Below are 25,377 nucleotides of genomic sequence, written 5' to 3' on the forward strand. Positions count from 1 at the left end.
CGGTTGGAACACCGCTCAAATGTGGGAGCTGGCTTGCCTGCGATAGCGGTGTGTCAGTCGACAACAATGCTGAATGTCATACCGTTATCGCAGGCAAGCCAGCTCCTACACTGGCCGCGTTCTTACTGCATATTGATGATGACTTCTTCCTGCCACTTCTGCGGCAGGGCCTTGGAGGTCTTCTCCCAAGCGTCGGCATCTTTGATCGGCGTTACTTTCTTGTACTGTTCGTTAGGCAGCAGTTTGGCCTGCACGTCAGCTGGCAAGGTCAGGTGTTCGGCACGAATCGGCCGCGCATTGCCGCGCGCCAGGTTGGTCTGGCCGGCGTCGCTGAAGATGTATTCGCGGGTCAGCTTGGCGGCGTTCGGGTGCTTGGCGTATTTGTTGATGATGGTGGTGTAGCCGGAAATCACCGAGCCGTCCGACGGGATCAGCACCACGTAGTCATCCGGGTTGGCCATCTTGGCTTTGTAGCTCAGGCCGTTGAAGTCCCAGACCACGCCCACTTCCACTTCGCCTTTTTCCATGGTGGCGATGGTTGGGTTGGCCAGCGACAGGCGGCCTTGCTTGGCGATGTCGGCGAACATCAGCAGCGCAGGCTGGATGTTCTTCTCGTCGCCACCGTTGGCCAGTGCTGCGGCGAGTACACCGTTGGCAGCCTGGGCGGCGGTGCTCACGTCACCGATGGAGACCTTGTACTTGCCGGTCTTCAGGTCAGCCCAGCTTTTCGGGGCTTCGGAGCCGTGCAGCAGCTTTTTGTTGACGATAAACGCGATGGTGCCGGTGTAGGCCAGTGCCCAGTTACCGTCTTTGTCTTTCGCCCAATCCGGGACTTGTGCCCAGGTGGTCGGTTTGTACGGCTGGGTCACGCCCTGTTTGACCGCGATCGGGCCGAAGGCGGCACCGACGTCGCCGATGTCGGCGCTGGCGTTGTCTTTTTCCGCCGCAAACTTGGCGACTTCCTGGGCCGAGCTCATATCGGTGTCGATGTGCTTGAGGCCGTAGGTCTTGGCCAGGTCGTCCCAGGTGCCTTTCCAGTTGGCCCAGTCATCGGGCATGCCGACGCTGTTGACGGCGCCTTCCGCTTTCGCGGCGGCTTCAAGGGTTTTCAAATCGGTATCAGCAGCCATGGCGGCGGTGCACATGGCAATGGTCGAGCCTAACAGTGATGCCAGGAAAAGCTGTTTCATCCGAAGCTCCTTTGGGCGTTTTCAACGCTGCGTTTTTATCGACGTTTGCGGTGGTGTTGGTCTAGGTCAGCAATACACGAGCCAATTTAGGCGTGGCGGATGACAGTTTCATGTCGATGTCGTTTTTTGTTGGCCTGGACGGGGGATTGCCGGGTAAGCGTAGACCATGCCCAACTCCCCGGAAGCCTTGGACTTGGCCGATGTATTGCAGGTCTTGTGGCAGGACGTCGCGGGGCGCTGTCATCTGTCGGTCATGTGCAATGCCTAGGCTTGCACGCAATAGCAGAGGCGCGTTTAGAGGGCGTTTTGTGCACCTGAATAGTGCTGGTCTAGTCCAGATAGGTAACGTTGATGCGTGATGAGGCAACCAAAGCGGTGACAACCATTGGCCTGGCGCTGCAAGAGCAGATCGACCATGGGTTGTTGGCGCCTGCCAGTAAGCTGCCGGCCGAGCGCAAGCTCAGCGAGTTGTTTGGTACCACCCGGATCACGGTGCGGGAAGCCTTGTTACAACTTGAGGCCCAAGGGCAGATTTATCGTGAGGAGCGGCGCGGGTGGTTTGTGTCGCCGCCCAGGCTTGCCTACAACCTGATGCAGCGTAGTCATTTTCACGCGATGGTGAGTGCGCAGGGGCGGGTGCCGTCCACCGAGGTGATTTCGGCGCGGTTGCAGCCGGCTTCGGCGGCGGTGTGTGCGTGGTTGCAGTTGCCGGCGTTGTCCAGTGTGATCCAGATCTGCCGGGGGCGCAGGATTGATGGGCGGTTGGTGTTGTATGTGGAGCACTATCTGAACCCGCAGTATTTTCCGGGGATTCTGGAGTGTGATTTGAATCAGTCGATTACGGAGTTGTATGCGCGGGTGTATGACTTGCATTACGGGCGGGTGCGGTTTGAGATTGTGCCCACGTCGTTGCAGGTGGAGGCGGCGGCGGCTTTACGGGTGTCGGTGGGGAGCCCGGGGTTGCGGATTGCTCGGGTTAACTACGATCAGCATGAGCGGTTGATTGATTGTGATCTGGAGTTTTGGCGGCATGATGCGATTCATGTTGGGGTGGATGTGGTTTGACGGTTTGACCGTGTACATATCCGTTGCTGCGGTCACGGCTGCTTATGGTTCCGCTCTTACAGCGGGTCACTTTTGGCAAACGCCCGGAATGCCGGCCCAGCCAAAAGTAACCAAAAGGTCTTTGCCTCACCACTCGGTGCCTCGCCTAGGCTCGGCATGCCGGAACGAAGGCCCGATTCCGCGGGCCGCCGCGACGGGCCATCCATGGCACGGTGGAGCGGGTAAATCGGCATCCCTGCCGATTTACCCGCTCCACCGTGCCTGCTTGCGGCCATCGTGGTTGACGGGGCCTGCAGATCAAGATCAAAAGCAAGAGCACGGCGGCCTGAAAGCCGACCTGAGTGTTAAAAGCCAAGGCAAAAGCTGCTTTTCTGTAGGAGCTGGCTTGCCGGCGATGCGGACAACTCGGTCTTTCAGATACACCGAGGCGATGCCATCGCCGGCAAGCCAGCTCCTACAGTGGACCGTGCTCGCTTTAGATTTTGATGTTGCCTTTGCTTCACCACACTCAAGCCGGCCTGTAGGCCGCTGTGCTCTGGATTTTGATCTTGATCTTGATCTTAGGCGCCCCGTTAAACCACGCTGGCCGAACGCAGGTAGTACGGAGCGGGTAAACCGGCAGGACGCCGGTTTAGCCGCGACGGGGCAGGGACGCCCCGTCGCGGCGGCCCGCGGAGTAATACCGGAGAGAGGGCACACCGAGCCTGAGCGAGGTGCCGAGTGGTGGGGCAAGAGCGTTTTGCTTACTTTTGCGCTTTTCAAAAGTGAGCCGCTGTAAGAGCGGAACCATAGGCGGCCGTTACCTGAATAACGGATATACCCTCAATCCCCCGCATTGGCATACATATAGTCAGTCGCCAACGAAGCCAGCGTCCGAACCCCAACCACCAACGCCGACTCATCCACAAAGAACCCCGGATTATGATTCGGCGCCGCCTTGCTCATGTCCTGATCCCGCGGCGTCACCCCCAGAAACACAAACAACCCCGGCGCCTCCTTGGCATAAAACGAGAAGTCCTCAGCCCCACCCACCAACGGCGCGTTGACCACATCGCCATTCGCCGCCCAACGCAAACTCGGCAGCATCTTCTCGGTCAGCGGCGGATTATTGATGGTCGGATCGTACTTCTCAATGATCGTCACCTCAGCCTTCGCCCCACCACTCTCGGCGATCTTCTCGACAGTCTGGCGCACATCCGCATGCAGCTTCTGGCGAATGCCATAGTCGTAGGACCGAATCGTCCCACTCATGTCCACCGACTCGGGAATGATGTTGTACCGCGTGCCCCCGTTGATGGTGCCAATACTCACCACCGCCGGAAACGAAGAAATATCGGTCCGCCGACTGACCACCGTCTGCAACCCCACAATGGTCTGCGCCCCGACAGTGATCGGATCAATCCCATCCCACGGCCGCCCGGCGTGGGTCTGCTTGCCCAGAATCTTGATCCGCAGGTCATCCGAGCTCGCCAACGTCGGCCCCGGCCGATACGCAATCTGCCCCGCAGGCACACCCGCCCAAACATGCAGCCCAAAAACGGCATCCGGCTTGGGCGATTTCATCACCCCTTCCTGCACCATCATCTTCGCGCCCCAGGTGTTCTTGCCGTCGGGGATAAAGTCGCTCGGGCCTTCTTCAGCCGGCTGGAAATAGAACACCACGGTACCCGGCAGGCGGTCGCGCATGCCTGTCAGGATTTTCGCCGTGCTCAGCAGGATGGCGGTGTGGGCGTCGTGGCCACAGGCGTGCATCACGTCGACTTCTTTATCGAGGTACACGCCCTTGGCCTTGGACGCGAAGGGCAGGCCGGACACTTCCTTGACCGGCAGCGCATCCATATCGGCGCGCAGGGCAACGGTCGGGCCGGGCAGGGCACCTTTGAGAATGGCGACTACGCCCGTGCGGGCAACGCCGGTCTTCACCTCAAGCCCCATCTCCCGCAGTTGCTTGGCCACAAGCTCCGCGGTGCGGTGTTCGGTATTGCCCAGTTCAGGATGGGCGTGGATGTCGCGCCGGGTTTCCAGCAAGGCCGGTTCCAGCACTTTGGCCTGGGCGGCGATGGTTTCGCGGGCACTGTCCTGGCCGCTGCTGGCGGCGATGACCGCACTGCTGGCGACACCGCACAGCAAGCCGAATACCCATTGGTGTGTAAGACCGGTCAAACGCATAAGGACTCTCCATGATTATTGTTGTTGATCCTGACGTCGTCCGGGCCGCGCTTATTCTTTCTCCTGCACGCCTCCCGCCGCCGTCACCACTTGCACGCTCAAGCGCGGAGTGGCCAGGTCCAGCCCGGCCTCATCCAGGTGACGCTTGAGCGACAGGTTGAACGCCCGCGAAACCTCCCACTGCTTGATCGGCGCGGTCTTGAAGCGGGCGCGAAGAATCGCACTGCCGGACTCGAAACTTTCTACACCCTGAATCTCCAGCGGCGACCAGATATTGCGCCGCTGCAACGGGTCGTTGCGCATCTTCTGCCCGACGTCGCGCATCAGCTTGATGGCGTCGTCGATTTCCATGTTGTACGGAATCGCCACCCGGAAGATCGCGTAGCCGAACTCCCGGGAGTAGTTCTTGATGCTTTTGATTTCACTGAACGGAATCGTGTGCACGATGCCGTCGATGTCCCGCAGGCGCACCGTACGAATGGTCAAGCCTTCCACGGTGCCCAGGTGGCCACCGACGTCCACGTAGTCATCAATCGCCAGGGAGTCTTCGATAATGATGAACAGGCCGGTGATCAAGTCCGCCACCAGCGACTGCGCACCAAAACCGATGGCCAGGCCGATCACGCCGGCACCCGCCAGCAGCGGCGTGACGTTCATGCCCATGTTCGCCAGGGCGACGATGGCGGCAATGATGAAGATGGTCACGAACAGCACGTTGCGAATCAACGGCATCATCGTCTGTGCCCGCGCATTGGCCAGGCCTTTGCGTGAGCGGGTCAGCGCGTGGTGGATGGCGGTGTCGCTGAGGATCCAGATCAGCCAGGCGAACAGCAACGTGCCGGCCAGGCCGAACAGCTTGACGCTGATTTCATGGCCGTCGCCTTCGGTAAAGCGGATCAGCGACAGGCCCCAGACCCGCAGGCCCAGTTCGATGAACACCAGCCACACCACCAGGTGGGCGAGGGTGTAGACGAAGCTTTTCAGGCGATCGGAGTACAGCGCATGGCGCTTGTGCCCACGCTGGGGCTTGAGGGCATGGCGGCGCACCAGGCCGTTGATCACCATGCACAGCACCAGCAACACCGTGCACAACAACGATTGGCGCAGGGCGGTGCTGGTGTCGCCGGCGGAGACAAAGGTGGCGAACAGCGAGATGCCCACCAGCAGCAACGCCGGCAGGTACCAGAAGGTGCCGACGATTTCGATGGTGTCGCTCAGGGCGCGGCGGGTCAGGCGGCGGGACAGCGGCTGGTTGCGGATAAGGTGCGCGATGGGCCGGCGGAAACGCAGGATGAACACGCCGGTGGACAGCGCGGCCATCACATTGGCGATGGTCGCGGCGACATGGGACAAATGCTGGCCCAGGCTCTCGGCCAGGCGCGGGTCGCTGACGGCTTCGCCAAAGGCGGCAAAGCTGCCGATCAGCCACAATGGCCGGAAGGCCTGGTGCCGCAGGATGTACAAGGCGCGGTGGCGGTGCGGGCCGTCGAGCACGGAAAACGCGACCACGCAGATCGCCGAGAAGCAGGTGCCCACCACCAGCGCGTAAGCCAGCACCATCGCCAGGGATTTGCCCAGGGACGAGGGCAGCGCGTAGCTCATGTAGACGGTGATCACCAACGCGATCAGCCACGGCCCGAGCTTGCGCAGGGCAAAGCGCAGCAGGTCCCAGGTCTTGGGGTGTTGGGGCAGTTCTTCGGTCAGGCCGAAGCGCTCGCGCACCCGGTGGCTGAGCCAGATCAGCACGGCGGCCAGCAGGCTCCAGAGCATCAGGATCATGGCAAACGCAAAGATGATCGGTAGCCACTCACTGGCCGGCAGCATCAGGGCGGTAAGTTCATCCTTGGCCTGGTCGAACTCGCTGGACCAGCGATTGATCGGGCTGTCGGCACCGGAGAACTGTTGCTCCAGGCTGGACAGGGTGCCGCCGATCAAGCCGAGCACACCCAGTTCGGCGGCGGGCTGGGCTTTTTGCGTGGTTTCCCGGAGCTTTTTCAGGTCGCTCAGCAGTTTGGTGCGCTGCTGGTCGTTCTCCAGGGTCTTGATCACTTCGTCCAGGGACTGGCCCAGCGGGACGTCGGCTTGCGGTTGGGTTTTGTTGGTGCTGCCCAGCAGCCCCGGCAGGCTCACGGCGTGGGCAGGCGCCATGGGCAACAGGGCCAGCAGGCAGATAAACAGGCAGCAGGGCAGGGCAAACAGACGGGCAAGCACGAGGCGGTCAACCTTAAATACGACGAATTGACCGAGTGTACGAGGCCGTCATGTGCAATGCGAGTGGGATTGTCATTCAGCGAGTTTGGCGAGGATCTTGTAAACCACGGTGCCGAGGATCAGCAGCATGCCGATCCACATGCCGAACACGCCGATGGCTTTGTCGCGAAAGTTGAAGCCGATGGCCAGGAGGATCATGCCGGTCAGGATGGGGATGAGCATGGAGTGGAAGGCGGACATGGTGATCATGGGGCGACGGCCTTGTCGGATGGGGATGGGTATAAGTCTAGGTCGATTTTGCGAAGTGCAAGTTGATCAGTGTCAGAAACGCTACAAACCGCGGTTAATTTCTACACCCGATGGCTTTTTTTCGATTGGCCACGGTCAACATCCCTCAGGAACCTTTAAACCCAGGAGCATTCATCCATGAGCACACCCAAGGCGCTGTTGATTCTGCACGGCAAGCAAGCCCTCAACGAGCAGGTGCGGGCGGCGGTGCAGGCCAGGCGCGAGCAAGGCTGGGAATTGGACGTGCGGGTGACGTGGGAGGGCGGCGACGCCCAGCGGTTTGTCGATCAAGCCCTGGCCGATGGCTATACCCGGCTGATTGCCGGCGGCGGCGACGGCACGCTGCGGGATGTGGCCGAGGCCATGGCCCGGGCGAAGACTGAGGCCAGCCTGGTGCTGATGCCCCTGGGCACTGCCAACGACTTTGCCCGCGCCGCCGGCGTACCGCTGGAGCCGGAGCAGGCCCTGGAGCTGCTGGATGTACCGGCCCGCGCCATCGACCTGGGCGAGGTAGGCGGGCAGATTTTCCTGAATATGGCCACCGGCGGGTTTGGCAGCCAGGTCACCGCCAACACCTCCGAAGACCTGAAGAAAGTTCTCGGCGGCGCGGCGTACCTGTTTACCGGCCTGTCACGCTTCAGCGAGTTGCGCGCGGCCTACGGTGAATTGCAGGGGCCTGACTTCCACTGGCGTGGCGAGCTGCTGGCATTGGGCATCGGTAACGGGCGCCAGGCCGGCGGCGGCCATGTGTTGTGCCCCGATGCGCTGGCCGATGATGGTTTGCTGGACATCAGCATCTTGCCGGCGCCCCAGGAAGTGGTCGGCACGTTGCGTACGCTGATGGCGGACGGCTGGGGCCTGGACAATATGTTTGTGCGGGCGCGTTTGCCGTGGGTCGAGATCAAGGTCGCCGAAGGGCTGGCGATCAATCTGGACGGCGAACCGCTCAAGGGCGACGACTTGCATTTCTCGGCCTTGCCCCAGGCGCTACGGGTGCATTTGCCGGTGGATTCGCCGTTGCTGACTAATCGTCCAGGCTGATGATCTGTTCGCGCACGGCGAACAACACCAGGCCCGCCACATCGAAAATCTGCAGGCGTTTCATGATCTGCGAGCGGTGGGCTTCCACGGTCTTGATGCTCAAGCCCAGGCCGTTGGCGATTTCCCGGGTGGATTTGCCGCGCACGATCAAGCGCAGGATTTCCAGCTGGCGTGCCGTCAGGTTGTGGCTGTGGGGCGGCGGGTTGGGCTGGGCCTGATTGCGCACCAGCGCCTGGTTGATCACTGTGTGGGCAATGGCCGGGCTCAGGTAGCGTTCGTTGTTGCGCAAGGCCAGGAGCGCGTGCTCCAGCTCATTGGCCGTGGTGTCCTTGAGCAGGTAGCCGTGAGCGCCGGACTCCAGGGCGCACATGATCAGCTCCGGGTCGGTGTGCATCGACAAAATCAGCACTTTGCTCTTTGGGTAGGCGCGCTTGAGCTCCTTCAGCGCGTCGAGGCCGCCGGTGTGTTTCATCGACAGGTCAAGCAGCACGATGTCGGGTTGCAGCGCGTCGAAGCGCTCCAGCAACTGCGCACCATCGCTGGCTTCGCCAACCACCGCGTAGCCGGGAATATCCATGACCAGCGCACGCACGCCGGCCCTGATCAGGGAGTGGTCATCCACCAGGAGTAAGTTGCACGTCACTCTAGAACCTTATTGGGGTTGGCCCGTTCGAGGGCGCGGGGCGCCCAGGGGAAAAGCGCTTCGATCCTCGTCCCAAAGCCTGGCTGGCTATTGACGGACAATGTGCCACCCAGTTGATCAATCCGCTCGGACATCCCGGCCATGCCCCGTTGGCCTTCCTGGGCAGGGTTGATGGCGGGCAAAAAGCCCTGGCCGTCATCGCTGATAAAAAGCGACAGGCCTTCGGGCAGGCGTTGCAGGCGCACCAGCAGGTTATGTGCCTGGGCATGGCGCAGCATGTTGGTGACGGCTTCCTGGGTAATCCGGAAGGCGGCGACAGCCATCTCTTCCGGGATGCCGGTCAACCGTTGATGGCATTCCAGGCTCCAGCTCACCCGGGTGTTTTCCAGGGTCTTGAGCAGGTGCGCCCGCAGGCTCGCTTCCAGCCCCAGGCTCGCCAACTGCCGGGGGTTGAGGATGGCCGACACGTCCTGCACCTTGGCCAGGGTTTCGTTCAAGGTGTTGCACAGCACGGCACAATGGCCCTGCAAGTCTTCCGGCAGGCGGCGCTTGAGCCACTCACTTTGCAGCTTGGCGGCGGTCAACAGTTGGCCGATATCGTCGTGCAGTTCGCGGCTGAGGCGATGACGTTCGTTTTCCTGCACCTGCAACAGGCGGTCGGCCAATTCCTGGGGCTGGAACTTGATGGATTTGCGCGAGCGCCACTGTTGCAGGCCTACCACCAGCAGGGTGGCCAGGTTCAACAGCAACAGGGCAACAGGCAGGTGGGTCGATTGTGCATAAGCCCACAGGCTGAGCAGGAATGAGCACAGGCATAGCGCGAGGGTCATCCAGCGTGCATTGCTTCGGGACACGGACCTTGCGATGAGTGACTTCAGGCTGGCGTACATAGGAGGCGCATTTCACGTTTATATGCATCATGAAGTTGAGTCACTTCGAGCGGGGCATGGTACCACCACTATTACCGTTGGTCGCCTGGAGCCGAGCGTGATGAGGGTTATTAATCGCGGCAGCGCCCCGGGAGGTAGTCCCGGAGTTCAAATAGGCGGGGAGTTGTATCATTGAAGTTGTTTTGTATCGGTATTGTCGTTAGTGGCTTATTGATATTTTTCTGCTAACGACGACGTCATGCATGGTTAGTTGTGGCTGTCGTTTTTGGATAAGTCGGCCATTGAATACGACGGTTTTGTCGGTTAAATGCGAAAGATATTCAAATCGCGTAAGGCATGCTGCGTTGTTGCTTATAACCAAAGTCGCTTTGCGGGATGTGCTGGACGACGGTGGCAATCAACACGGTTTGTTCCGTTTCATCCAGGCCTAGTTTGCCGGTTTTGGCGTCGATCAACTCCAGTTGCCAGGCGAGCAAGGTCAGGCAAGCATTCAGCGCGTCCAGTGCCTCGTCGTGTAATTGCAACGGGCTGGCGGCATTGGCGATCAGGTACTGCACATGCCGGGAAAACTCGCCGATGGCCCGCAGCGCAAGGGCGTCGGACTTTTCCGCGAGCCTGATCAGGCTGCTCTTCATGCAGTCGACGGCGTCGCTGTCGTTACGAATCAAGTGCAGGTGGCTCAAGCATTCCTGGGACTTGGCCAGCAGCATTTCCGCCTCAAGGAGGAACTCGGGAAGTGCAAGTTGCCACTCTTTGCCGTCGTTCATCATGCAAGTCTCCACAACATACGGTCGGATAATGAGATGTCGCACTGGGTGAATGGCTTAAAAGTACTACTGAAATATGACGAAGATCTGTAGGTCGGTTCCGACTTTTCAGTAGGGCATTTATTTGAATGATGCCCGCGCTCGTCGGAACCCCCCATCATCTTCAGGGCCATTCGCATAACTTCTTCGGTTGCCAAGACGTAAGTCTGTGGACGACCCGTGGGCCGAGAGCTTGCGGTAGCAAACAAAAGCCTGACTCCATTCATGCAATGAGAATGGCGTCACATTAATGGCTATTAGATATCGCGAATATCAGGTTGGTCCTGATTGTGGATAGGGGAATCCCTTACATAGGGGAACCTCGCGCTGACTTTGCGGTCACGCGGCGGTGTTGATGGGCCTTGCGTTGAAGCTGGCTCAGTAAAGCATGATGTCAGTGTGACATCAATGGATTTGCATGGCATTTTAGTGGGGGTCAAGGTCCGGCGTTTGCCGCCGATAACCTGCTTCAGTGACCTGTAATATCCTTCCGCTCAACCCAGGAGTCTTTAATGGCCGGCATTCTCGACACGGTAGATCAACGCACGCAATTGGTGGGTGAGAATCGCCTGGAGATCCTCATGTTTCGCCTGGCCGGGCGGCAGCTGTTCGCGATCAACGTGTTCAAGGTGCAGGAAGTGCTGCAACTGCCCAAGTTGACCCTGATGCCCCAGCGCCACCCGTTTGTCTGCGGCGTGGTCAACCTGCGTGGCCAGACGTTGCCGGTGATCGACCTGTCCCAGGCGATTGGCATGCGCCCGCTGATACCGGGGCCCAACAGCACCATTATCGTCACCGAATACAACCGCTCGGTGCAGGCATTCCTGGTGGGCGGTGTAGACCGCATCGTCAACATGAACTGGGAGGCGATCCTGCCGCCACCGGCCAGTGCCGGGCGCCAGCATTACCTCACGGCCATCAGCAAGGTCGATGACCAGTTGGTGGAAATCATCGATGTGGAAAAAGTCCTTGCCGAGATCGTGCCCTACAACGCCAAGGTTTCCCGCGAGAAACTCGAAGACCCGGTACTGGAGCGCGCCCGTGGCCGCGAAGTGCTGCTGGTGGATGACTCCAACGTAGCGCTCTCGCAACTGCGTGACACCCTCGGCCAACTGGGGGTGAAGATGCACATTGCCAGCGACGGCCTCAAGGCCCTGAACATGCTCAAGGCCTGGGCCGACAGCGGCCAGGTGATGACCGACAAACTGTTGATGATCTTCACCGACGCCGAAATGCCCGAGATGGACGGCTACCGCCTGACCACCGAGATTCGCAACGACCCGCGCCTGCGCAGCCTGTACGTGGTGCTGCACACTTCGTTGTCCGGCAGCTTCAACGACTCGATGGTGAAGAAGGTCGGTTGCGACAACTTCCTCTCCAAGTTCCAGCCCGACAAGTTGGTGGACGTGGTTCGTCAACGCCTGATGCTGGACGAAGTGCCGGCTTGAGCTTAGGGTGACGGCTTTGCCCCTCAGGAATGCAGGCCCATGCTTCGTCTCAGCGCGCTGTACCGATACCCCTTGAAGTCTGGCAAGGGTGAACCCTTGCAGCAGATCGGCCTGGATGCACTCGGGCTTGATGGGGATCGACGCTGGATGCTGGTGGACGAGGCCAGCGGACGGTTCCTGACCCAGCGCGCCGTGGCCAAAATGAGCCAGCTGTCGGCGCTGTGGAACAGCGCCGGTGGCCTGACCCTGAGCGCCCAAGGGCAGCCTGCCCTTGATGTGCCACTGCCCGGCAGCGATGCCGAGTTGCGCGGCGTGACCATCTGGCGTGACACCTTGCGCGTGCCGGATGCGGGTGATGAAGCGGGCGCCTGGCTCAGCGAATTCATCGGCAAACCCACGCGGCTGGTGCAAGTGCCACTGGCGCGTGCGCGTACCACCGAGGCCGGCTACGGCAAGGATGATGACAAGGTTGGCTTTGCCGATGGCTTTCCGTTGCTGCTGATCGGCCAGGCGTCCCTTGATGACCTGTCGCAACGCATCGGCCGCCCCATGGAAATGCTGCGTTTTCGTCCCAACCTGGTGATCGAGGGCAGCGAAGCCTTTGCCGAAGATGGCTGGAAGCGGGTGCGGATTGGCGACGTCGAGTTTCGCGTGGTCAAGTCGTGCTCGCGCTGCATCCTGACCACCATCGACCCGGCGAGCGGCGAGCGCAGTGCCGACCGCGAACCCTTGGCCACGCTCAAGACCTACCGGGAACAAGAGGGTGATGTGATGTTTGGGCAGAACCTGGTCAACGATGGTGTGGGCCGACTGGAAGTCGGCATGCCGGTGACGATCCTGGAGTAACCGTCCGTGCAATAAAAAATGCCCGTCTCTCGCGAGACGGGCATTTTTTTTCGGCTACCGAACGTTTAGCCGCGGTATTCGCACAGGTAGGCCGTGTCGACGGCGACTTTCAGCTGGAACTTGCTGTTGGCGGGCACGTTGAACTGACTGCCGGCGGCGAAGGTTTCCCAGTCTGTGCAGTCTGGCAGCTTGACGGTCAGCGCGCCCGACACCACGTGCATGATTTCACGCTGGGCAGTGCCGAATTCGTATTCACCCGGGGCCATGACGCCGATGGTCGCCGGACCTTCTGCGGTGCCGAAAGCGATCGACTTGACGGTGCCGTCGAAGTACTCGTTGACTTTAAACATGGGCGAATCCTCGGAAAAGGGTCAAGAAAGGTCGGCCAGTATGCCTTCTACACGGGCAAAATCAACGGCAGCAGCCGTGCGGTATTGCGCGCATCTTCCAGCGCCCGGTGCTGTTGGCCGTGGAACTGCATACCCGCCAGTTGCAGCGCGCCGTTGAGCCCCAGCGGCTTGTCCAGGCGCCGGGCCTTGGCGAAACGCTGCTTGAGGTTCACGTGGGGTGTCTGGCCCAGCACGCTGCTCAGGCCATGGCGTTGCCACTCCAGCTCCAGTTGCTGGCGGTCGTAGTCGCCCCAGCTCGCCCAGCCTTCCAGGCGTGCCTGGTGTTGACCGAGCCAGCGTTCGAACAGCGGCCACACATCATTCAACGGCGCGGCGGCGTCGATATTCGCCTGGGTGATGTGGGTCAACTGGCGGCAGAACGGCGTCAGCAACGGCCTGCGCAGCGGCCGCACGAAACGCTGGAAATGGTCCAGCTCACGGCCCTGGCGGTTGACCAGGCTCACGCCGATCTCGATGATTTCCATCTCGGTCACGGGCCAGCCGCCTTCATCCGTTGTGGCTTCAAGATCAATAATCAGCCAATGAGGCATCGCAGGTTCCCGTACTCTTCCCGTCCTGATGGGGATAGAGCGTAGCCAAGCCTGCTAGTTCCGCCCAGGGGTCATTCGATCTCCAGCAAAATCTGACGGTTCCTCACCTGATCTCCCGCAACCGCCTGGATCCGCTTGACCACGCCGCTCATGCCGGCCTTGAGCGGGTGCTCCATTTTCATCGCTTCCAGCACCAGCAACAGCTGGCCCTTGCTGACCGAATCGCCTTCGCTGACCCGTACCTCCACAATCGCGCCATCCATCGGCGCCTTGACCGAGCCGCTGCCGGCCTCGGCCTGGCGGGTGGCAACGGCCTGGGTTTGGTCGGTGATGCATACGCCGGGCAGCCAGAGCCGGGTACCTTGCAGGTGGTAGGCGATGCGGCGGCGGATACCGTTGACCACCGCGGTGGCCCAACGACCATCGGTGGTGAGGTCGCGTATTTCGACGGCGTGCCGATCAATCTCGACTTGCAGGCAATTGTCCGCCAGCACACTGAGGCTGACGACCCGGGATTCGTCCTGTTCGGCCAGTTGCCAGGTCCACGGCACGCTGGCGTTGTTGCGCCAGCCCGACAGCGGCTTGGCATGGTCGCTGGCGCTGCGTTGATAAAACAGCGCGGCGGCCAGGGCCAGCTCATCGTTGGTCGCTTGGGTTTGAGGGATCTCGCTGAAATGTTCGGCGATAAAGCCGGTGCTGAAGTCTGCGGCGATAAATTGCGGGTGCTTGAGCAGGTCGGCCAGCAGCCGTTGATTAGTCGATACGCCGAGCAATACGCAGTCTTCCACGGCCCTGAGCAACTTGCGCCGGGCCTCTTCGCGTGTGGCGCCGTGGGCGATGATCTTGCCCAGCATCGGATCGTAGAACGGCGTGATGCGCTGGCCTTCCAGCAGGCCATGATCGATGCGCACACCTGGCGCCGGCTCCCAGCGCAGCACGTCGCCGGTTTGCGGCAGGAAGCCCTGGGCCGGGTCTTCGGCGTAGAGGCGTACTTCCATGGCGTGGCCGCTGAGGGTGACTTGCTCCTGGCGCAAGGGCAGCGGCTGGCCAGCGGCGATCTGCAACTGCCAGGCCACGAGGTCGAGGCCGGTGATCAGCTCGGTGACCGGGTGTTCCACTTGCAGGCGGGTGTTCATTTCCAGGAAGTAGAAATTGCTGTTGCGGTCGAGCAGGAACTCCACCGTGCCGGCGCCGACGTAATTGACGGCGCGGGCGGCCTTGAGGGCGGCTTCGCCCATGGCTTGGCGCAGTTCGCTGGTCATGACCGGGCAGGGGGCTTCTTCGATGACTTTTTGATGGCGGCGCTGGATCGAGCAGTCGCGTTCGCCGAGGTAGATCAGGTTGCCGTGGGTGTCGCCGAACAGTTGGATTTCGACGTGGCGCGGCTCGATCAGGGCTTGTTCGAGGATCAGTTCGGCGCTGCCGAAGGCGTTTTGTGCTTCGGAGCGGGCGGTGCGCAGGTGTTCCAGCAGGGTGTCGGGGTTGTGTACCAGGCGCATGCCACGGCCGCCGCCGCCGGCGCTGGCCTTGATCATCAGCGGGTAGCCGATGTGGTCGGCGTGCTGTTGCAGGGTTGGGTCGTCCTGGTCGGGGCCTTGGTAGCCTTTGATGCACGGGACGCCGGCGTCGAGCATGGCGAGTTTGGAGAGGCGTTTGCTGCCCATCAATTCGATGGCTTCGGGGCTGGGGCCGATGAAGGTCAGGCCGGCGGTTGCGCAGGCTCGGGCGAAGTCGGGGTTTTCGGAGAGGAAGCCGTAGCCGGGGTGGATGGCGTCGGCGCCGGTGCGGTGGGCGGCTTCGAGGATGGCTTCGATGCTCAGGTAGGACTGGTTGACCGGGGCGGGGCCGATGTTGACGGCTTCGTCGGCCATCTGGACGTGCAGGCTGTTGGCGTCGGGGGTGCTGTAGACCGCTACTGTGCGATAGCCCAGGGATTGGGCGGTGCGCTGGATGCGGCAGGCGATTTCGCCACGGTTGGCTATGAGGATTTTATTGAACATGAGTGATCCCTTGGGTTGGCGTTTACCGTGTACATATCCATTCCTGCGGTAACGGCTGCTATTGGTTCCGCTCTTACAGCGGGTCACTTTTGAAAAGCGCAAAAGTAACCAAAACGCTCTGCCCCGCCTGTCGGCACCTCGCCTAGGCTCGGTGTTCCCTCACTCCGGGCTTGCTCCGCGGGCCGCCGCGACGGGGCGTCCCTGCCCCGTCGCGGCTAAACCGGCGTCCTGCCGGTTTACCCGCTCCTCAATCCCTGCGTTCGGCCTCGGGCTGAATGGGGCAGTCAGATCAAGAGCAAGATCAAGATCAACAGCACGGCGGCCTGAAAGCCGACCTGAGTGTTAAAAGCCAGATCAAAAGCCGCTTTTCTGTAGGAGCTGGCTTGCCGGCGAAGAACCTGAGAACGCCGCGTTCATTCAGGACGCCAGCGTCATCGTTAACGACCATCGCCGGCAAGCCAGCTCCTACAGTGGACCGTGGTCGCTTTAGATTTTGATGTTGCCTTTGCTTCACCACACTCAAGCCGGCCTGTAGGCCGCTGTGCTTTGCTTTTGATCTGCTTTTGATCTTGATCTTAGGCGCCCCGTTAACCACGCTGGCCGAACGCAGGTAGTACGGAGCGGGTAAACCGGCAGGACGCCGGTTTAGCCGCGACGGGGCAGGGACGCCCCGTCGCGGCGGCCCGCTTCGTGCTACCGGAGAGAGGGCACACCGAGCCTAGGCGAGGTGCCGAGTGGTGGGGCAAGAGCGTTTTGCTTACTTTTGCGCTGTTCAAAAGTGAGCCGCTGTAAGAGCGGAACCCATAGCCGCCCTGACCGCAGAAACGGATATGCCCCCAATTCATGACGCCCACCCCGGCTTACGCTTCTGCACAAAAGCCTGAGTCCCCTCAATCCCTTCCTCACCACAAACCGCCTCGGCAAACCACTCGGCAGCCTGGTCCAGCAACGGCCCAAAACCCTGCCCCGCGCTAGCCAACACCAAAGCCTTGGTCCGCGCATTAGCCCCCGGCGCACACCGCAAAACCTGCCCCAACACTTCATCCACCCGCTCAGCCAACGCCTGCGGATCGTGCTCCACAAAATGCACCAACCCCAACCGCAGCGCCTCAACCCCATCAAACCGCGCCGCCGTCAAAGCCAGCCGCCGCGCCTGAGTCAACCCGATACGCTTCACCACAAACGGCGCAATCTGCGCCGGCAGCAGCCCAAGGCTGGTCTCCGGCAACCCAAACTGCGCCTGATGATCCGCAATCGCCACATCACTGACACACACCAACCCAAACCCGCCACCCAGCACGGCACCCTGAAGCACCACAATCACCACCTGCGGCAGCGCCTCAACCTCCTGCAACAGCGTGCCAAACGCCCGGTTCAACGCCTGCAACCCGCCCGTGCCCCCGGCGCGAGCCATGTCCTTCACATCGCCACCCGCCGAAAAGTGCCCGCCCGCGCCACTGATAACCAACGCCCGCACCGACTTGTCCCCAGCCACATCGGCCAGTACCGAACGCAACTCGGTCACCATCTCAAGGCTCATGGCATTGCGGCTGTCCGGCCGATTGAGGGTCACATGCAACACCCCGTTGTGCGGCTCCAGCAACAACGTATTCACGACTTTTTCCCCGGCAGGGTGCCCATCAATTTGCAGATGATCCCCAGCATGATCTCGTCCGCCCCACCGCCAATCGACACCAGCCGCACATCCCGATAAGCCCGGGCCACCGGGTTGTCCCACATGAACCCCATGCCGCCCCAATATTGCAGGCAACTGTCGCTGACTTCCCGCCCCAGGCGCCCGGCCTTGAGCTTGGCCATGGAGGCCAGGCGCGTCACGTCCTGGCCCTTGATGTACTGCTCGGTGGCCTGGTACACCAGCGCCCGCAGGCATTCGATTTCGGTGGACAGTTCGGCCAGGCGAAAGTGGATCACCTGGTTGTCGATCAACGCCTTGCCGAACGTCTTGCGCTCCTTGCAGTACTCGATGGTGCTGTCGATACAGTACTCCAGGCCCTTGACCATGTTGGCCGCGCCAAACAGCCGCTCTTCCTGGAACTGCAGCATCTGCATCATGAACCCCGCGCCTTCATGGCCGATGCGGTTGCGCTGGGGGATGCGCACGTCGTCGAAAAACACCTGGGCGGTTTCCGAGCTGTGCATGCCGAGCTTTTCCAGGGGCGGGCTGACGCTGATGCCGGGGGTGTTCATCGGCACCATGATCAGCGACTTGTTGATGTGCGGCTTGTCGTCCGAAGTGTTGGCCAAAAGGCAGATAAAGTCGGCGCTCGGCGAGTTGGTGATCCACATCTTGCTGCCGTTGATCACGTAGTCGCTGCCGTCCTTGCGGGCGTGGGTTTTCAGCCCGGCCACGTCGGAGCCCGCGCCGGTTTCCGAGACGCCGATGCAGCCCACCTGTTCGCCGCTGATGGCCGGACGCAGGAATTCGTCGCGCAATTCGTCGGAGCCGAAGCGGGCCAGGGCCGGTGTGCACATGTCGGTTTGCACGCCAATGGACATCGGGATGCCGCCGCAACGGATGCTGCCGAACTCTTCGGCGGCGACGATGGAATAGCTGTAGTCGAGGCCCATGCCGCCGAATTTTTCCGGCTTGGAAATGCCCAGCAAACCGAGGTCGCCGGCCTTGCGGAAAATCTCGTGGATCGGGAAGCGCCCGGCTTTTTCCCACTCATCGACGTGAGGATTGATCTCGCGCTCGACAAAGCCACGGACGGTGCGGCGCAGTTCTTCGTGTTCCTGGGTGAAGATCATTCTTATTGTTCTCCTGAAGAGTTAAAACCGCGCCACACCAAAGCTGTTGGGCTGTAGTTGCCGCACTTCGGCTTCATGGCAGATGTCCAGCAGAAACCCGAGCAAGGTCCGAGTGTCCCGTGGATCAATCAGCCCGTCGTCCCACAGGTTGGCACTGCCGTAGAGTGCGGTGGACTGGCTGTCGAGCTTTTGTGCGGTGACCTGTTCGAGCATGTCGAGCACCTTGGGGTCAGGCACCAAACCGTCTTTCAATTGCTTGGCCTCGGTGACGATCCGCAGCACCTTGCCGGCCTGGGCGCCGCCCATCACGGCGGTGCGGCTGTTGGGCCAGGCGAAGATGAAACGCGGGTCGAGGCCACGGCCGCACATCGCGTAGTTGCCGGCGCCGTAGGAGCCGCCGACGACGATGGTCAGCTTCGGCACCCGGGCGTTGGCCACTGCCTGGATCATCTTCGCGCCGTGCTTGATCACGCCTTGCTGTTCCGATTCGGTGCCCACCATGAACCCGGTGGTGTTGTGGAAGAACAGCAGCGGCGTCTGGCTCTGGTCGCACAGCTGGATAAATTGCGCGGCCTTGCTCGCGCCCTTCGGTGTGATCGGCCCGTTGTTGCCGATAAAACCGCAGGCCCGGCCCTGGATATGCAGGTGCCCGCAGACGGTGTGCGGGTCGAACTCGGCCTTGAATTCGAGGAAGTTGGAAGCGTCCGCCAGTCGCGCCAGGATTTCCCGCACGTCATAGGGCTTTTTCGGGTCGTCGGGGATCAGTCCCAACAGCTCTTCAATCGGGTACAGCGGCTCGCTGTAAGCGCGCGGGTGTGAAGGCGGCAAGCGGTCGTCCCACGGCAAAAGGCTGACGATCTCGCGCACGATACGCACACCGTCAGCATCGTTTTCCGCCAGGTACTCAGCGGTGCCGGCGGTCTGCGCGTGCATCTCGGCGCCGCCCAGTTCTTCATCGGTGGCGACTTCGCCAGTGGCGGCCTTGAGCAGCGGTGGGCCGGCGAGGAACAGCTTGGCCTTGCCACGCACCACCACCACGTAATCCGAAAGCCCCGGCTGATACGCACCGCCCGCCGTGGCCGAGCCATGCACTACGGTGATCTGTGGCAAGCCCATGGCCGACATGCGTGCCTGGTTGGCGAAGCTGCGTGCGCCTTCGACGAAAATCTCGGCGGCGTAGTTGAGGTTGGCGCCGCCGCTTTCTGCCAGTGTCACCACCGGCAGTTTGTTTTCCATGGCGATCTGTTGCAGGCGCAGGGATTTTTTCAGGCCGGAGGGAGAAATGGTCCCGCCCTTGATCGCACTGTTATTGGCCACCACCAGCATGCGCACGCCGCTGACGTAGCCGATGCCCGCGATCAAGCCGCCGCCGGCGGCGCTGCCGTCCTTGTCGTCGTGCAGCTTATAGCCGGCCAGGCTTGCCAGCTCAAGGAACGGCGCGCCAGGGTCGAGCAGCAAATTGAGGCGTTCGCGCGGCAGCAGTTGCCCGCGCTTGTCGAACTTGGCCTTGGCCTCAGCCGCCTTGGCCAGCAGGTTTTGCTCCAGTTGGCGCAGTTGATTGACGCCCGTGAGCATCGCTTCGCGGTTCTGCGCGAATTGCGGGCTGTGGGCGTCGAGTTGCGAGTCGATCACCGGCATGGCTTATTTCTCCTCCTTGAGCACGTCCGGCACGTACGCCCGGTGGAAACCATTAAAGGACACGCTCGGCGGTTGCGCCTTGTGCAGCGGCCAGGCGCGGCTGCCGAGGCTGGCGGCGCCGTCGATGCGCAAGGTGCTGCCGCTGACGAACGCGGCGGCGGGGCTGAGCAGGAACACAATCGCCGCGCTGACTTCCGATTCGGTGCCGATGCGCTTGAGCGGCACGTGCTCGCGCAAGGTCGGGATCACCGCCTTGAACGCGCCTTCGTAGGTGTCCATGCCGCTGGAGGCAATCCAGCCCGGCGCCACGGCGTTGACCCGCACCCCGGCGTAACCCCATTCGAAGGCGGCGGTCTTGGTGAAGTTGTCCATGCCCGAACGCGCCGCGCCGGAGTGCCCCATGCCCGGCATGCCGCCCCACATGTCGGCGAGCATGTTGACGATGGCGCCGCCGTGTTTGCTCATGCTCTGGTTGAACACTTCCCGGGCCATCAGGAAACCGCCCACCAGGTTGGTGCGCAACACCGTTTCAAAGCCCTTCTGGTTGATCGACGCGAGAGGCGAGGGGTACTGGCCGCCGGCGTTGTTCACCAGGCCATGAACCGGGCCGTGTTCCTGGATCACCTGGCTGACCAGTGCCTTGACCGCTTCTTCATCACGGATATCGCAGGCCTGCCAGCTGGCGCGGCCGCCGTCTTCGATAATCTCTGCCGTCACCCTTTGCAGTTTTTCCGGCTTGCGGCCCACCAAAATCACCTGGGCGCCGAGGGCCGCCAGTTCGTGGGCGGTGCAGCGGCCAATGCCACTGCCGCCGCCGGTAACGATGAGGGTCTGCCCCTGGAACAGGTCGGCTTTGAAGATCGAGTCGAAGGCCACGGCGTGGGTCCTTTAAGTGAGTTGATCGGCAATGTGCTGCGGCACGGCAATCGGGATTTCCAGCAGTTGCTGGGCGAACGCCTTGCCTTGGGGGTCGATGCGCAGGCTGGCCATTCCGCCGCCGCCCAGGGCGTTCTCCAGCAGGAAGTTCAGGCTGTGGCTGCCGGGCAGATACCAGCGCTCGACGCGGCCGTGGATCGGGTCGAGCACGTGGCTCATCCAGTCGACGATCACTTCGGGGGTCAGCGCTTCGGCGATCCACGCCAGGTACTCGGGCTCGCGGGCGATCACCCCGATGTTGCTGTGGTTACCTTTGTCGCCGGAGCGGGCCACAGCCAGCTTGACCAGCGGCACGTTGGCGTCGGCGCGGCCTTGGGGTTTGGGCGGGTCGATCAATTCGATTGAAGTGTTCAGCGGTTCGGCCACAGGCAGTTCGCAGGCATGTCGTTCGCCAAGAAAGTCGACCTGCAGTTGGCAGGCGCTTTTATCGATCAGGAATGAAAACAGCCGAATCAGCGGGTACACCGTGGGCCGCCCGCCGACGATCCCGGTGAGCCCCGGCGCCATGCCGGTGGCCGCCTGGGCAATCTCCCGGGCGAACAGCACCAGCGCCTGTTTGCTGGGGTGACGCACCGCCAGTTTCACCACCACTTCGCGGCAGTCCTGGCGTTGGGCATGGGGGCCGTAGGTGGCTTCGCTGCCCAGCAGTTCGATGTTGACGTCGGTGTAGGGCGCCCAGCCGCGCTGGCTGAACAGCTCTGACGTCTTGTTGATGATCGCCTGGCTGACCCGCTCGGCCTTGGCCACCGCGTCGATCCCGGCGATCAGGCAACTGGCGGTGCAGCGAAAACCATCGGGGTAGGTGGCGCTGACTTTGTATTGATCGGTGGGTGGCCGGCCTTTGGCGCCGTGCAGGTGTACGCGGTTCTTGCCTTGTTGCTGGAGCTTGACCTGGCTGAAGTCGCAGATCACGTCGGGCAACAGATAGGCGCGCGGATCGCCGATTTCATACAGCAGTTGTTCGGCGACGCTCAGTTCGCTGATCAGCCCGCCGCTGCCGTCGACCTTGCTGACGGTGAACTGGCCGTCGGCGCAGACTTCCACAATCGGGAAGCCGATGTGTTCATAGTCCGGCACCTCGCGCCAGTCGGTGAAATTGCCGCCGGTGCACTGGGCGCCGCATTCGATGATATGCCCGGCCAATGCAGCCTGGGCCAGGCGGTCGTAATCCTGCCACGACCAGTCGAACTCATGCACCAGCGCCGCGCTGACCACGGCGCTGTCCACCACGCGGCCGGTGATGACGATATCGGCACCCAGCTTCAGCGCCTGCACGATGCCGGGTGCGCCAAGGTAGGCGTTGGTGGACACGCACATCGCCGGGAGGGGCGCGCCGCTGAACATGTCGGTGATGCCATGCAGTTGCTTGAACTGCGGTTGCAGGTCATCCCCCAGCAGCACGGCGATCTTCAACGGAATGTGCGCCTGGTCGCAGGCCGCCTGCAACGCGGCGGCGCAGGCCTGGGGGTTGATCCCGCCGGCATTGCTGATCACACGGATGCCCTGGCGCTGGATATCCGCCAGCAGCGGCGTCAGCACCTCGACGAAATCCGTGGCGTAGCCGGCCTGGGGATCTTTCATCCGTGCTCCGGCCAGGATCGACATCGTGACTTCCGCCAGGTAGTCGAACACCAGGTAATCCAGCGCGCCGCCGTGCACCAACTGCGCAGCGGCGGTGCAGGTGTCGCCCCAGAAGGCGCTGGCGCAGCCGATGCGTACCGTCTTGTTCATGAGAAGTCCTTCTCTGAATGGCTGGACTGAGACTACCAAGCAAGCGCTTGGTTTGTAAACTCTGGTCACAACTTTGCCCCAAGCGCTTGCTTGGTTGGCTGCCACGGCCTAAATTGCCGCCCAAGACGTAACCAGAAGTTAAGGAGAGCAGCATGGATGAGCAAAAAGCCCTGCGGGTGATGCGCACCATGGTCGACGCCGGCCAATTGACCGACCCCGACAGCGCCCGTGGCAAGCTGCTGCAAACCGCGGCGCACCTGTTTCGCAACAAGGGATTTGAGCGCACCACCGTGCGTGACCTGGCCGGCGCGGTTGGGATTCAGTCCGGCAGCATCTTTCATCACTTCAAGAGCAAGGACGAAATCCTGCGGGCGGTGATGGAGGAAACCATCCACTACAACACCGCGTTGATGCGCGCTTCCCTGGCCGAGGCAAACAACGTGCGTGAGCGCGTGCTGGCGCTGATTCGCTGCGAATTGCAGTCGATCATGGGCGGCAGCGGCGAGGCCATGGCGGTGCTGGTGTATGAATGGCGCTCACTGTCGGCCGAGGGCCAGGCCCAGGTGCTGGCCTTGCGCGATATCTACGAAGACATCTGGTTGCAGGTGCTGGGGGAGGCCAAGGAGGCCGGTTATATCAGGGGCGATGTGTTTATCACCCGGCGCTTCCTGACCGGCGCCTTGTCCTGGACCACCACCTGGTTTCGTGCCCAGGGCAGCATGACCCTGGAGCAACTGGCCGACGAAGCCTTGCTGATGGTGTTGAAAGCTGACTAGCCGGTTCACGCAAGCTATTAATTGTGGGGCAGAAAGTTGTCTCGATAGACAAAAACGCCTAGCTTAGCGGGATCAAAGTTTTCGACGGTGTGTGCCTTGATGTGTTCGCCTTGGCGATTGGCTGCAGGACTCTCAATATTGGCGCTTGGCGCACTGTGGCTGATGCCGGCTTCGGCCGCCCAATTGGTGAGGGTCGGTGCTGCGCATTTTCCGCCGTACACCGTGCGCCCGGAGCAGGGCGCCGACACCGGGTTGCTGCCGCAACTGGTGGAAGCCTTGAACGCTTTGCAAACCGATTACCAGTTTGTGCTGGTGCCCACCTCGATTCCCCGGCGTTTTCGCGACTTCCAGCAGGGCCGGGTCGACATGGCGATCTTCGAAAACCCGAACTGGGGCTGGCAGGACATTCCCCATACGGATGTCGACATGGGTCTGGAGGATGCGGAAATATTCGTGGCCCAGCAGGAGCCGGGTCGCGACCAATCCTATTTCGCTGACCTGGCCGGCAAGCGCCTGGCGGTGTTCAGCGGTTATCACTATGCGTTCGCCAACTTCAACCCCGACCCCAAGTACATGGCGGAGCACTTCAACGCCACGTTGACCTATTCCCACGACAGCAACCTGCTGATGGTCGCCCGGGGCCGGGCCGACATTGCTCTGGTGACGCGCTCCTACCTCAGCGACTTCCTGGTGCGCAACGCCGATACGGCGGGGCAGTTCCTGGTGTCGGAGCGGATCGACCAGATCTACCATCACTACGCGTTGCTGCGGCCCAAGGCACCGATCACCGGGCCGGCGTTTGCCGGGCTGCTCAAGCAACTGCGTGACAACGGCCAGTTGCTGAAGATCTTCGAGCCTTACCGCATCGATGTGTTGCCGGTGCCCTGATCGTCTAAATTTTTGCCCTTGGCTCACGTCACTTGTTGAACTGTCGACGATTCGTGAGCCCATCCCATGTCCAATCTGAATGACCTGTCTGTCCTGCCCTTGCCGGCGGGGCCTGCCCTGAATGCTGATGAAACTGACAGCCGCCTGAGCCTTACCCTTGAAGGGCAGCCGTTGATTCGCCTGCGCCTTGAGCGGGGTGATGAGCTGCAGGTGCACTTGCAGGAGCCCGGCAGCGTGCCGGCTGCCCGTGCTCTGTGGGCGGCTTGTTACTGGCTGTTTGCCAAGGAACCGGGGCGCCAGCGATTGGTTTGGCGCCTTGAGCATGCGCCGGATGATGCCCTGCGCAGTGGGCTGCTGGTGGCGACCGAGGTGGCCGGGCAGTTTCATTGCGAGCGCACGTTGTTCTGGCAGCTGCCGCAGCCGTGGTTGGGGCAGTCACTTACGGGGACTTATCCGCAGCAGATGATCATCAGTGGTGGCAAGCGGCATCCGGCCCGTGCGCCGAAGCCGCGGGGTGAGGTTTATCGGCGGTTTGATGCGCGGTTGGGGGCGTGGATTTCGCTGCGAACGGTGGAGATTGACGTCGATCTGGCGCGTTTCAATCGGTGGCAGAACAGTACGCGGGTGGCGAATTTCTGGCAGGAGAGTGGCAGTCTGGAGCAGCATCGGGAGTATCTGGACAAGCTGGATGCGGATCCTCATGCGTTGACGTTGATCGGCTGTTTTGATGATGAGCCGTTTGCGTATTTCGAGGCGTATTGGGCGAAGGAGGATCGGATTGCGCCGTTCTATGATGCGGCGGATTACGATCGCGGGGTTCATATGCTGGTGGGTGAAGAGCATCACCGGGGGCCGCACAAGGTTGCGAGTTGGCTGTCGGCGTTGGTGCATTACCTGTTTCTGGATGATCCGCGTACTCAGCGGGTGGTGGCGGAGCCTCGGGCGGATAACGGGAAGATGATTGGGTATATGCAGAACCAGTGTTTTCACTGTGAGAAGGAGTTTGATTTTCCCCACAAGCGGGCGGCGTTGATGATCCTGGGGCGGGAGCGGTTTTTTGAGCGGTGTGGGTTGGTTTGACCGGGTGCATATCCGTTATTTG

At 61.6% G+C, this 25,377-nt stretch carries 21 protein-coding genes and 1 pseudogene; 7 read left to right on the forward strand and 15 right to left on the reverse strand.

Annotation, left to right across the window (positions count from 1 at the left end; genetic code table 11):
* Positions 1 to 122: 122 nt before the first annotated feature.
* Positions 123 to 1,190: an ABC transporter substrate-binding protein gene (locus V3W39_RS32115; protein ID WP_003219752.1), complete on the reverse strand. Its 1,068-nt coding sequence runs from the start codon at positions 1,188 to 1,190 to the stop codon at positions 123 to 125.
* A 351-nt stretch (positions 1,191 to 1,541) separates the two neighbouring features.
* Between V3W39_RS32115 and V3W39_RS32120 the strand changes: the two genes are divergently transcribed.
* Positions 1,542 to 2,255 carry a UTRA domain-containing protein gene (locus V3W39_RS32120; RefSeq protein WP_010166446.1) on the forward strand — a complete coding sequence of 238 codons (714 nt, stop codon included), beginning with the start codon at positions 1,542 to 1,544 and terminating at the stop codon, positions 2,253 to 2,255.
* Between the two features lie 822 nt (positions 2,256 to 3,077).
* Here V3W39_RS32120 and V3W39_RS32125 read toward each other — a convergent pair.
* From V3W39_RS32125 to V3W39_RS32135, 3 genes are all read right to left on the reverse strand, one after another.
* Positions 3,078 to 4,424 (reverse strand): amidohydrolase, encoded by a 1,347-nt coding sequence (locus tag V3W39_RS32125; RefSeq protein ID WP_259201348.1) that lies wholly within the window; start codon positions 4,422 to 4,424, stop codon positions 3,078 to 3,080.
* A gap of 51 nt (positions 4,425 to 4,475) precedes the next feature.
* Positions 4,476 to 6,635: a mechanosensitive ion channel family protein gene (locus tag V3W39_RS32130; protein ID WP_177046924.1), complete on the reverse strand. Its 2,160-nt coding sequence runs from the start codon at positions 6,633 to 6,635 to the stop codon at positions 4,476 to 4,478.
* A gap of 72 nt (positions 6,636 to 6,707) precedes the next feature.
* Positions 6,708 to 6,884 (reverse strand): hypothetical protein, encoded by a 177-nt coding sequence (locus V3W39_RS32135; RefSeq protein WP_010166452.1) that lies wholly within the window; start codon positions 6,882 to 6,884, stop codon positions 6,708 to 6,710.
* A 177-nt stretch (positions 6,885 to 7,061) separates the two neighbouring features.
* Between V3W39_RS32135 and yegS the strand changes: the two are divergent.
* Positions 7,062 to 7,986 (forward strand): annotated as a pseudogene (gene yegS / locus V3W39_RS32140) (lipid kinase YegS); the annotation flags it as partial.
* Here the strand turns inward: yegS and V3W39_RS32145 are convergent.
* The 3 genes from V3W39_RS32145 to V3W39_RS32155 form a co-directional block, all read right to left on the reverse strand.
* Positions 7,948 to 8,607, reverse strand: a complete 660-nt coding sequence (locus V3W39_RS32145; RefSeq protein WP_010166456.1) for a response regulator transcription factor — start codon at positions 8,605 to 8,607, stop codon at positions 7,948 to 7,950. The pseudogene yegS and the gene V3W39_RS32145 sit on opposite strands and share 39 nt — an antisense overlap.
* On the reverse strand, positions 8,604 to 9,497 hold the full coding sequence (locus tag V3W39_RS32150; RefSeq protein ID WP_259201344.1) for a sensor histidine kinase: 894 nt from the start codon (positions 9,495 to 9,497) through the stop codon (positions 8,604 to 8,606). Before V3W39_RS32150 ends, V3W39_RS32145 begins: the two co-directional genes overlap by 4 nt.
* A gap of 320 nt (positions 9,498 to 9,817) precedes the next feature.
* Entirely contained in the window at positions 9,818 to 10,264 is a 447-nt protein-coding gene (locus V3W39_RS32155; protein ID WP_177047266.1) for a hypothetical protein, read from the reverse strand.
* Positions 10,265 to 10,815: 551 nt separating this feature from the next.
* Between V3W39_RS32155 and V3W39_RS32160 the strand changes: the two genes are divergently transcribed.
* Positions 10,816 to 11,751, forward strand: a complete 936-nt coding sequence (locus V3W39_RS32160; protein WP_008430676.1) for a chemotaxis protein CheV — start codon at positions 10,816 to 10,818, stop codon at positions 11,749 to 11,751.
* A gap of 39 nt (positions 11,752 to 11,790) precedes the next feature.
* A complete protein-coding gene (locus V3W39_RS32165; protein WP_177046920.1) occupies positions 11,791 to 12,597 on the forward strand; it encodes an MOSC domain-containing protein in 807 nt (268 codons plus the stop codon).
* Positions 12,598 to 12,662: 65 nt separating this feature from the next.
* Here the strand turns inward: V3W39_RS32165 and ppnP are convergent, their stop codons facing one another.
* The 8 genes from ppnP to V3W39_RS32205 form a co-directional block, all read right to left on the reverse strand.
* Positions 12,663 to 12,947 carry a pyrimidine/purine nucleoside phosphorylase gene (gene ppnP / locus V3W39_RS32170; protein WP_330214074.1) on the reverse strand — a complete coding sequence of 95 codons (285 nt, stop codon included), beginning with the start codon at positions 12,945 to 12,947 and terminating at the stop codon, positions 12,663 to 12,665.
* A 47-nt stretch (positions 12,948 to 12,994) separates the two neighbouring features.
* Positions 12,995 to 13,537 carry an exonuclease domain-containing protein gene (locus V3W39_RS32175; RefSeq protein WP_169385869.1) on the reverse strand — a complete coding sequence of 181 codons (543 nt, stop codon included), beginning with the start codon at positions 13,535 to 13,537 and terminating at the stop codon, positions 12,995 to 12,997.
* Between the two features lie 71 nt (positions 13,538 to 13,608).
* A complete protein-coding gene (locus tag V3W39_RS32180; protein WP_330214075.1) occupies positions 13,609 to 15,537 on the reverse strand; it encodes an acetyl/propionyl/methylcrotonyl-CoA carboxylase subunit alpha in 1,929 nt (642 codons plus the stop codon).
* A gap of 841 nt (positions 15,538 to 16,378) precedes the next feature.
* The gene (locus V3W39_RS32185) at positions 16,379 to 17,152 is read right to left on the reverse strand and encodes an enoyl-CoA hydratase/isomerase family protein (protein WP_177113227.1); all 774 of its coding nucleotides are present in this window, start codon (positions 17,150 to 17,152) and stop codon (positions 16,379 to 16,381) included.
* Complete coding sequence (atuD, locus tag V3W39_RS32190; RefSeq protein WP_169385866.1) at positions 17,149 to 18,306, reverse strand: citronellyl-CoA dehydrogenase; 1,158 nt, start codon at positions 18,304 to 18,306, stop codon at positions 17,149 to 17,151. The genes V3W39_RS32185 and atuD overlap by 4 nt, the downstream gene beginning before the upstream one ends.
* A gap of 21 nt (positions 18,307 to 18,327) precedes the next feature.
* A complete protein-coding gene (gene atuC / locus V3W39_RS32195) occupies positions 18,328 to 19,944 on the reverse strand; it encodes a geranyl-CoA carboxylase subunit beta (RefSeq protein ID WP_177048354.1) in 1,617 nt (538 codons plus the stop codon).
* A gap of 3 nt (positions 19,945 to 19,947) precedes the next feature.
* On the reverse strand, positions 19,948 to 20,820 hold the full coding sequence (locus tag V3W39_RS32200; protein ID WP_177113229.1) for an SDR family oxidoreductase: 873 nt from the start codon (positions 20,818 to 20,820) through the stop codon (positions 19,948 to 19,950).
* A gap of 12 nt (positions 20,821 to 20,832) precedes the next feature.
* A complete protein-coding gene (locus V3W39_RS32205) occupies positions 20,833 to 22,611 on the reverse strand; it encodes an acyclic terpene utilization AtuA family protein (RefSeq protein ID WP_330214076.1) in 1,779 nt (592 codons plus the stop codon).
* A gap of 152 nt (positions 22,612 to 22,763) precedes the next feature.
* Between V3W39_RS32205 and V3W39_RS32210 the strand changes: the two genes are divergently transcribed.
* The 3 genes from V3W39_RS32210 to V3W39_RS32220 all read left to right on the forward strand — a co-directional run bounded on the left by V3W39_RS32210 (position 22,764) and on the right by V3W39_RS32220 (position 25,355).
* Complete coding sequence (locus tag V3W39_RS32210; RefSeq protein ID WP_010166492.1) at positions 22,764 to 23,387, forward strand: TetR/AcrR family transcriptional regulator; 624 nt, start codon at positions 22,764 to 22,766, stop codon at positions 23,385 to 23,387.
* Positions 23,388 to 23,486: 99 nt separating this feature from the next.
* Positions 23,487 to 24,275: a substrate-binding periplasmic protein gene (locus V3W39_RS32215; RefSeq protein WP_177080050.1), complete on the forward strand. Its 789-nt coding sequence runs from the start codon at positions 23,487 to 23,489 to the stop codon at positions 24,273 to 24,275.
* Positions 24,276 to 24,341: 66 nt separating this feature from the next.
* On the forward strand, positions 24,342 to 25,355 hold the full coding sequence (locus tag V3W39_RS32220; protein WP_177113235.1) for a GNAT family N-acetyltransferase: 1,014 nt from the start codon (positions 24,342 to 24,344) through the stop codon (positions 25,353 to 25,355).
* The last annotated feature ends 22 nt before the right edge of the window (positions 25,356 to 25,377 follow it).

This window comes from Pseudomonas sp. Z18(2022) (assembly GCF_036346535.1).
GTDB lineage: Bacteria > Pseudomonadota > Gammaproteobacteria > Pseudomonadales > Pseudomonadaceae > Aquipseudomonas > Aquipseudomonas yamanorum_A.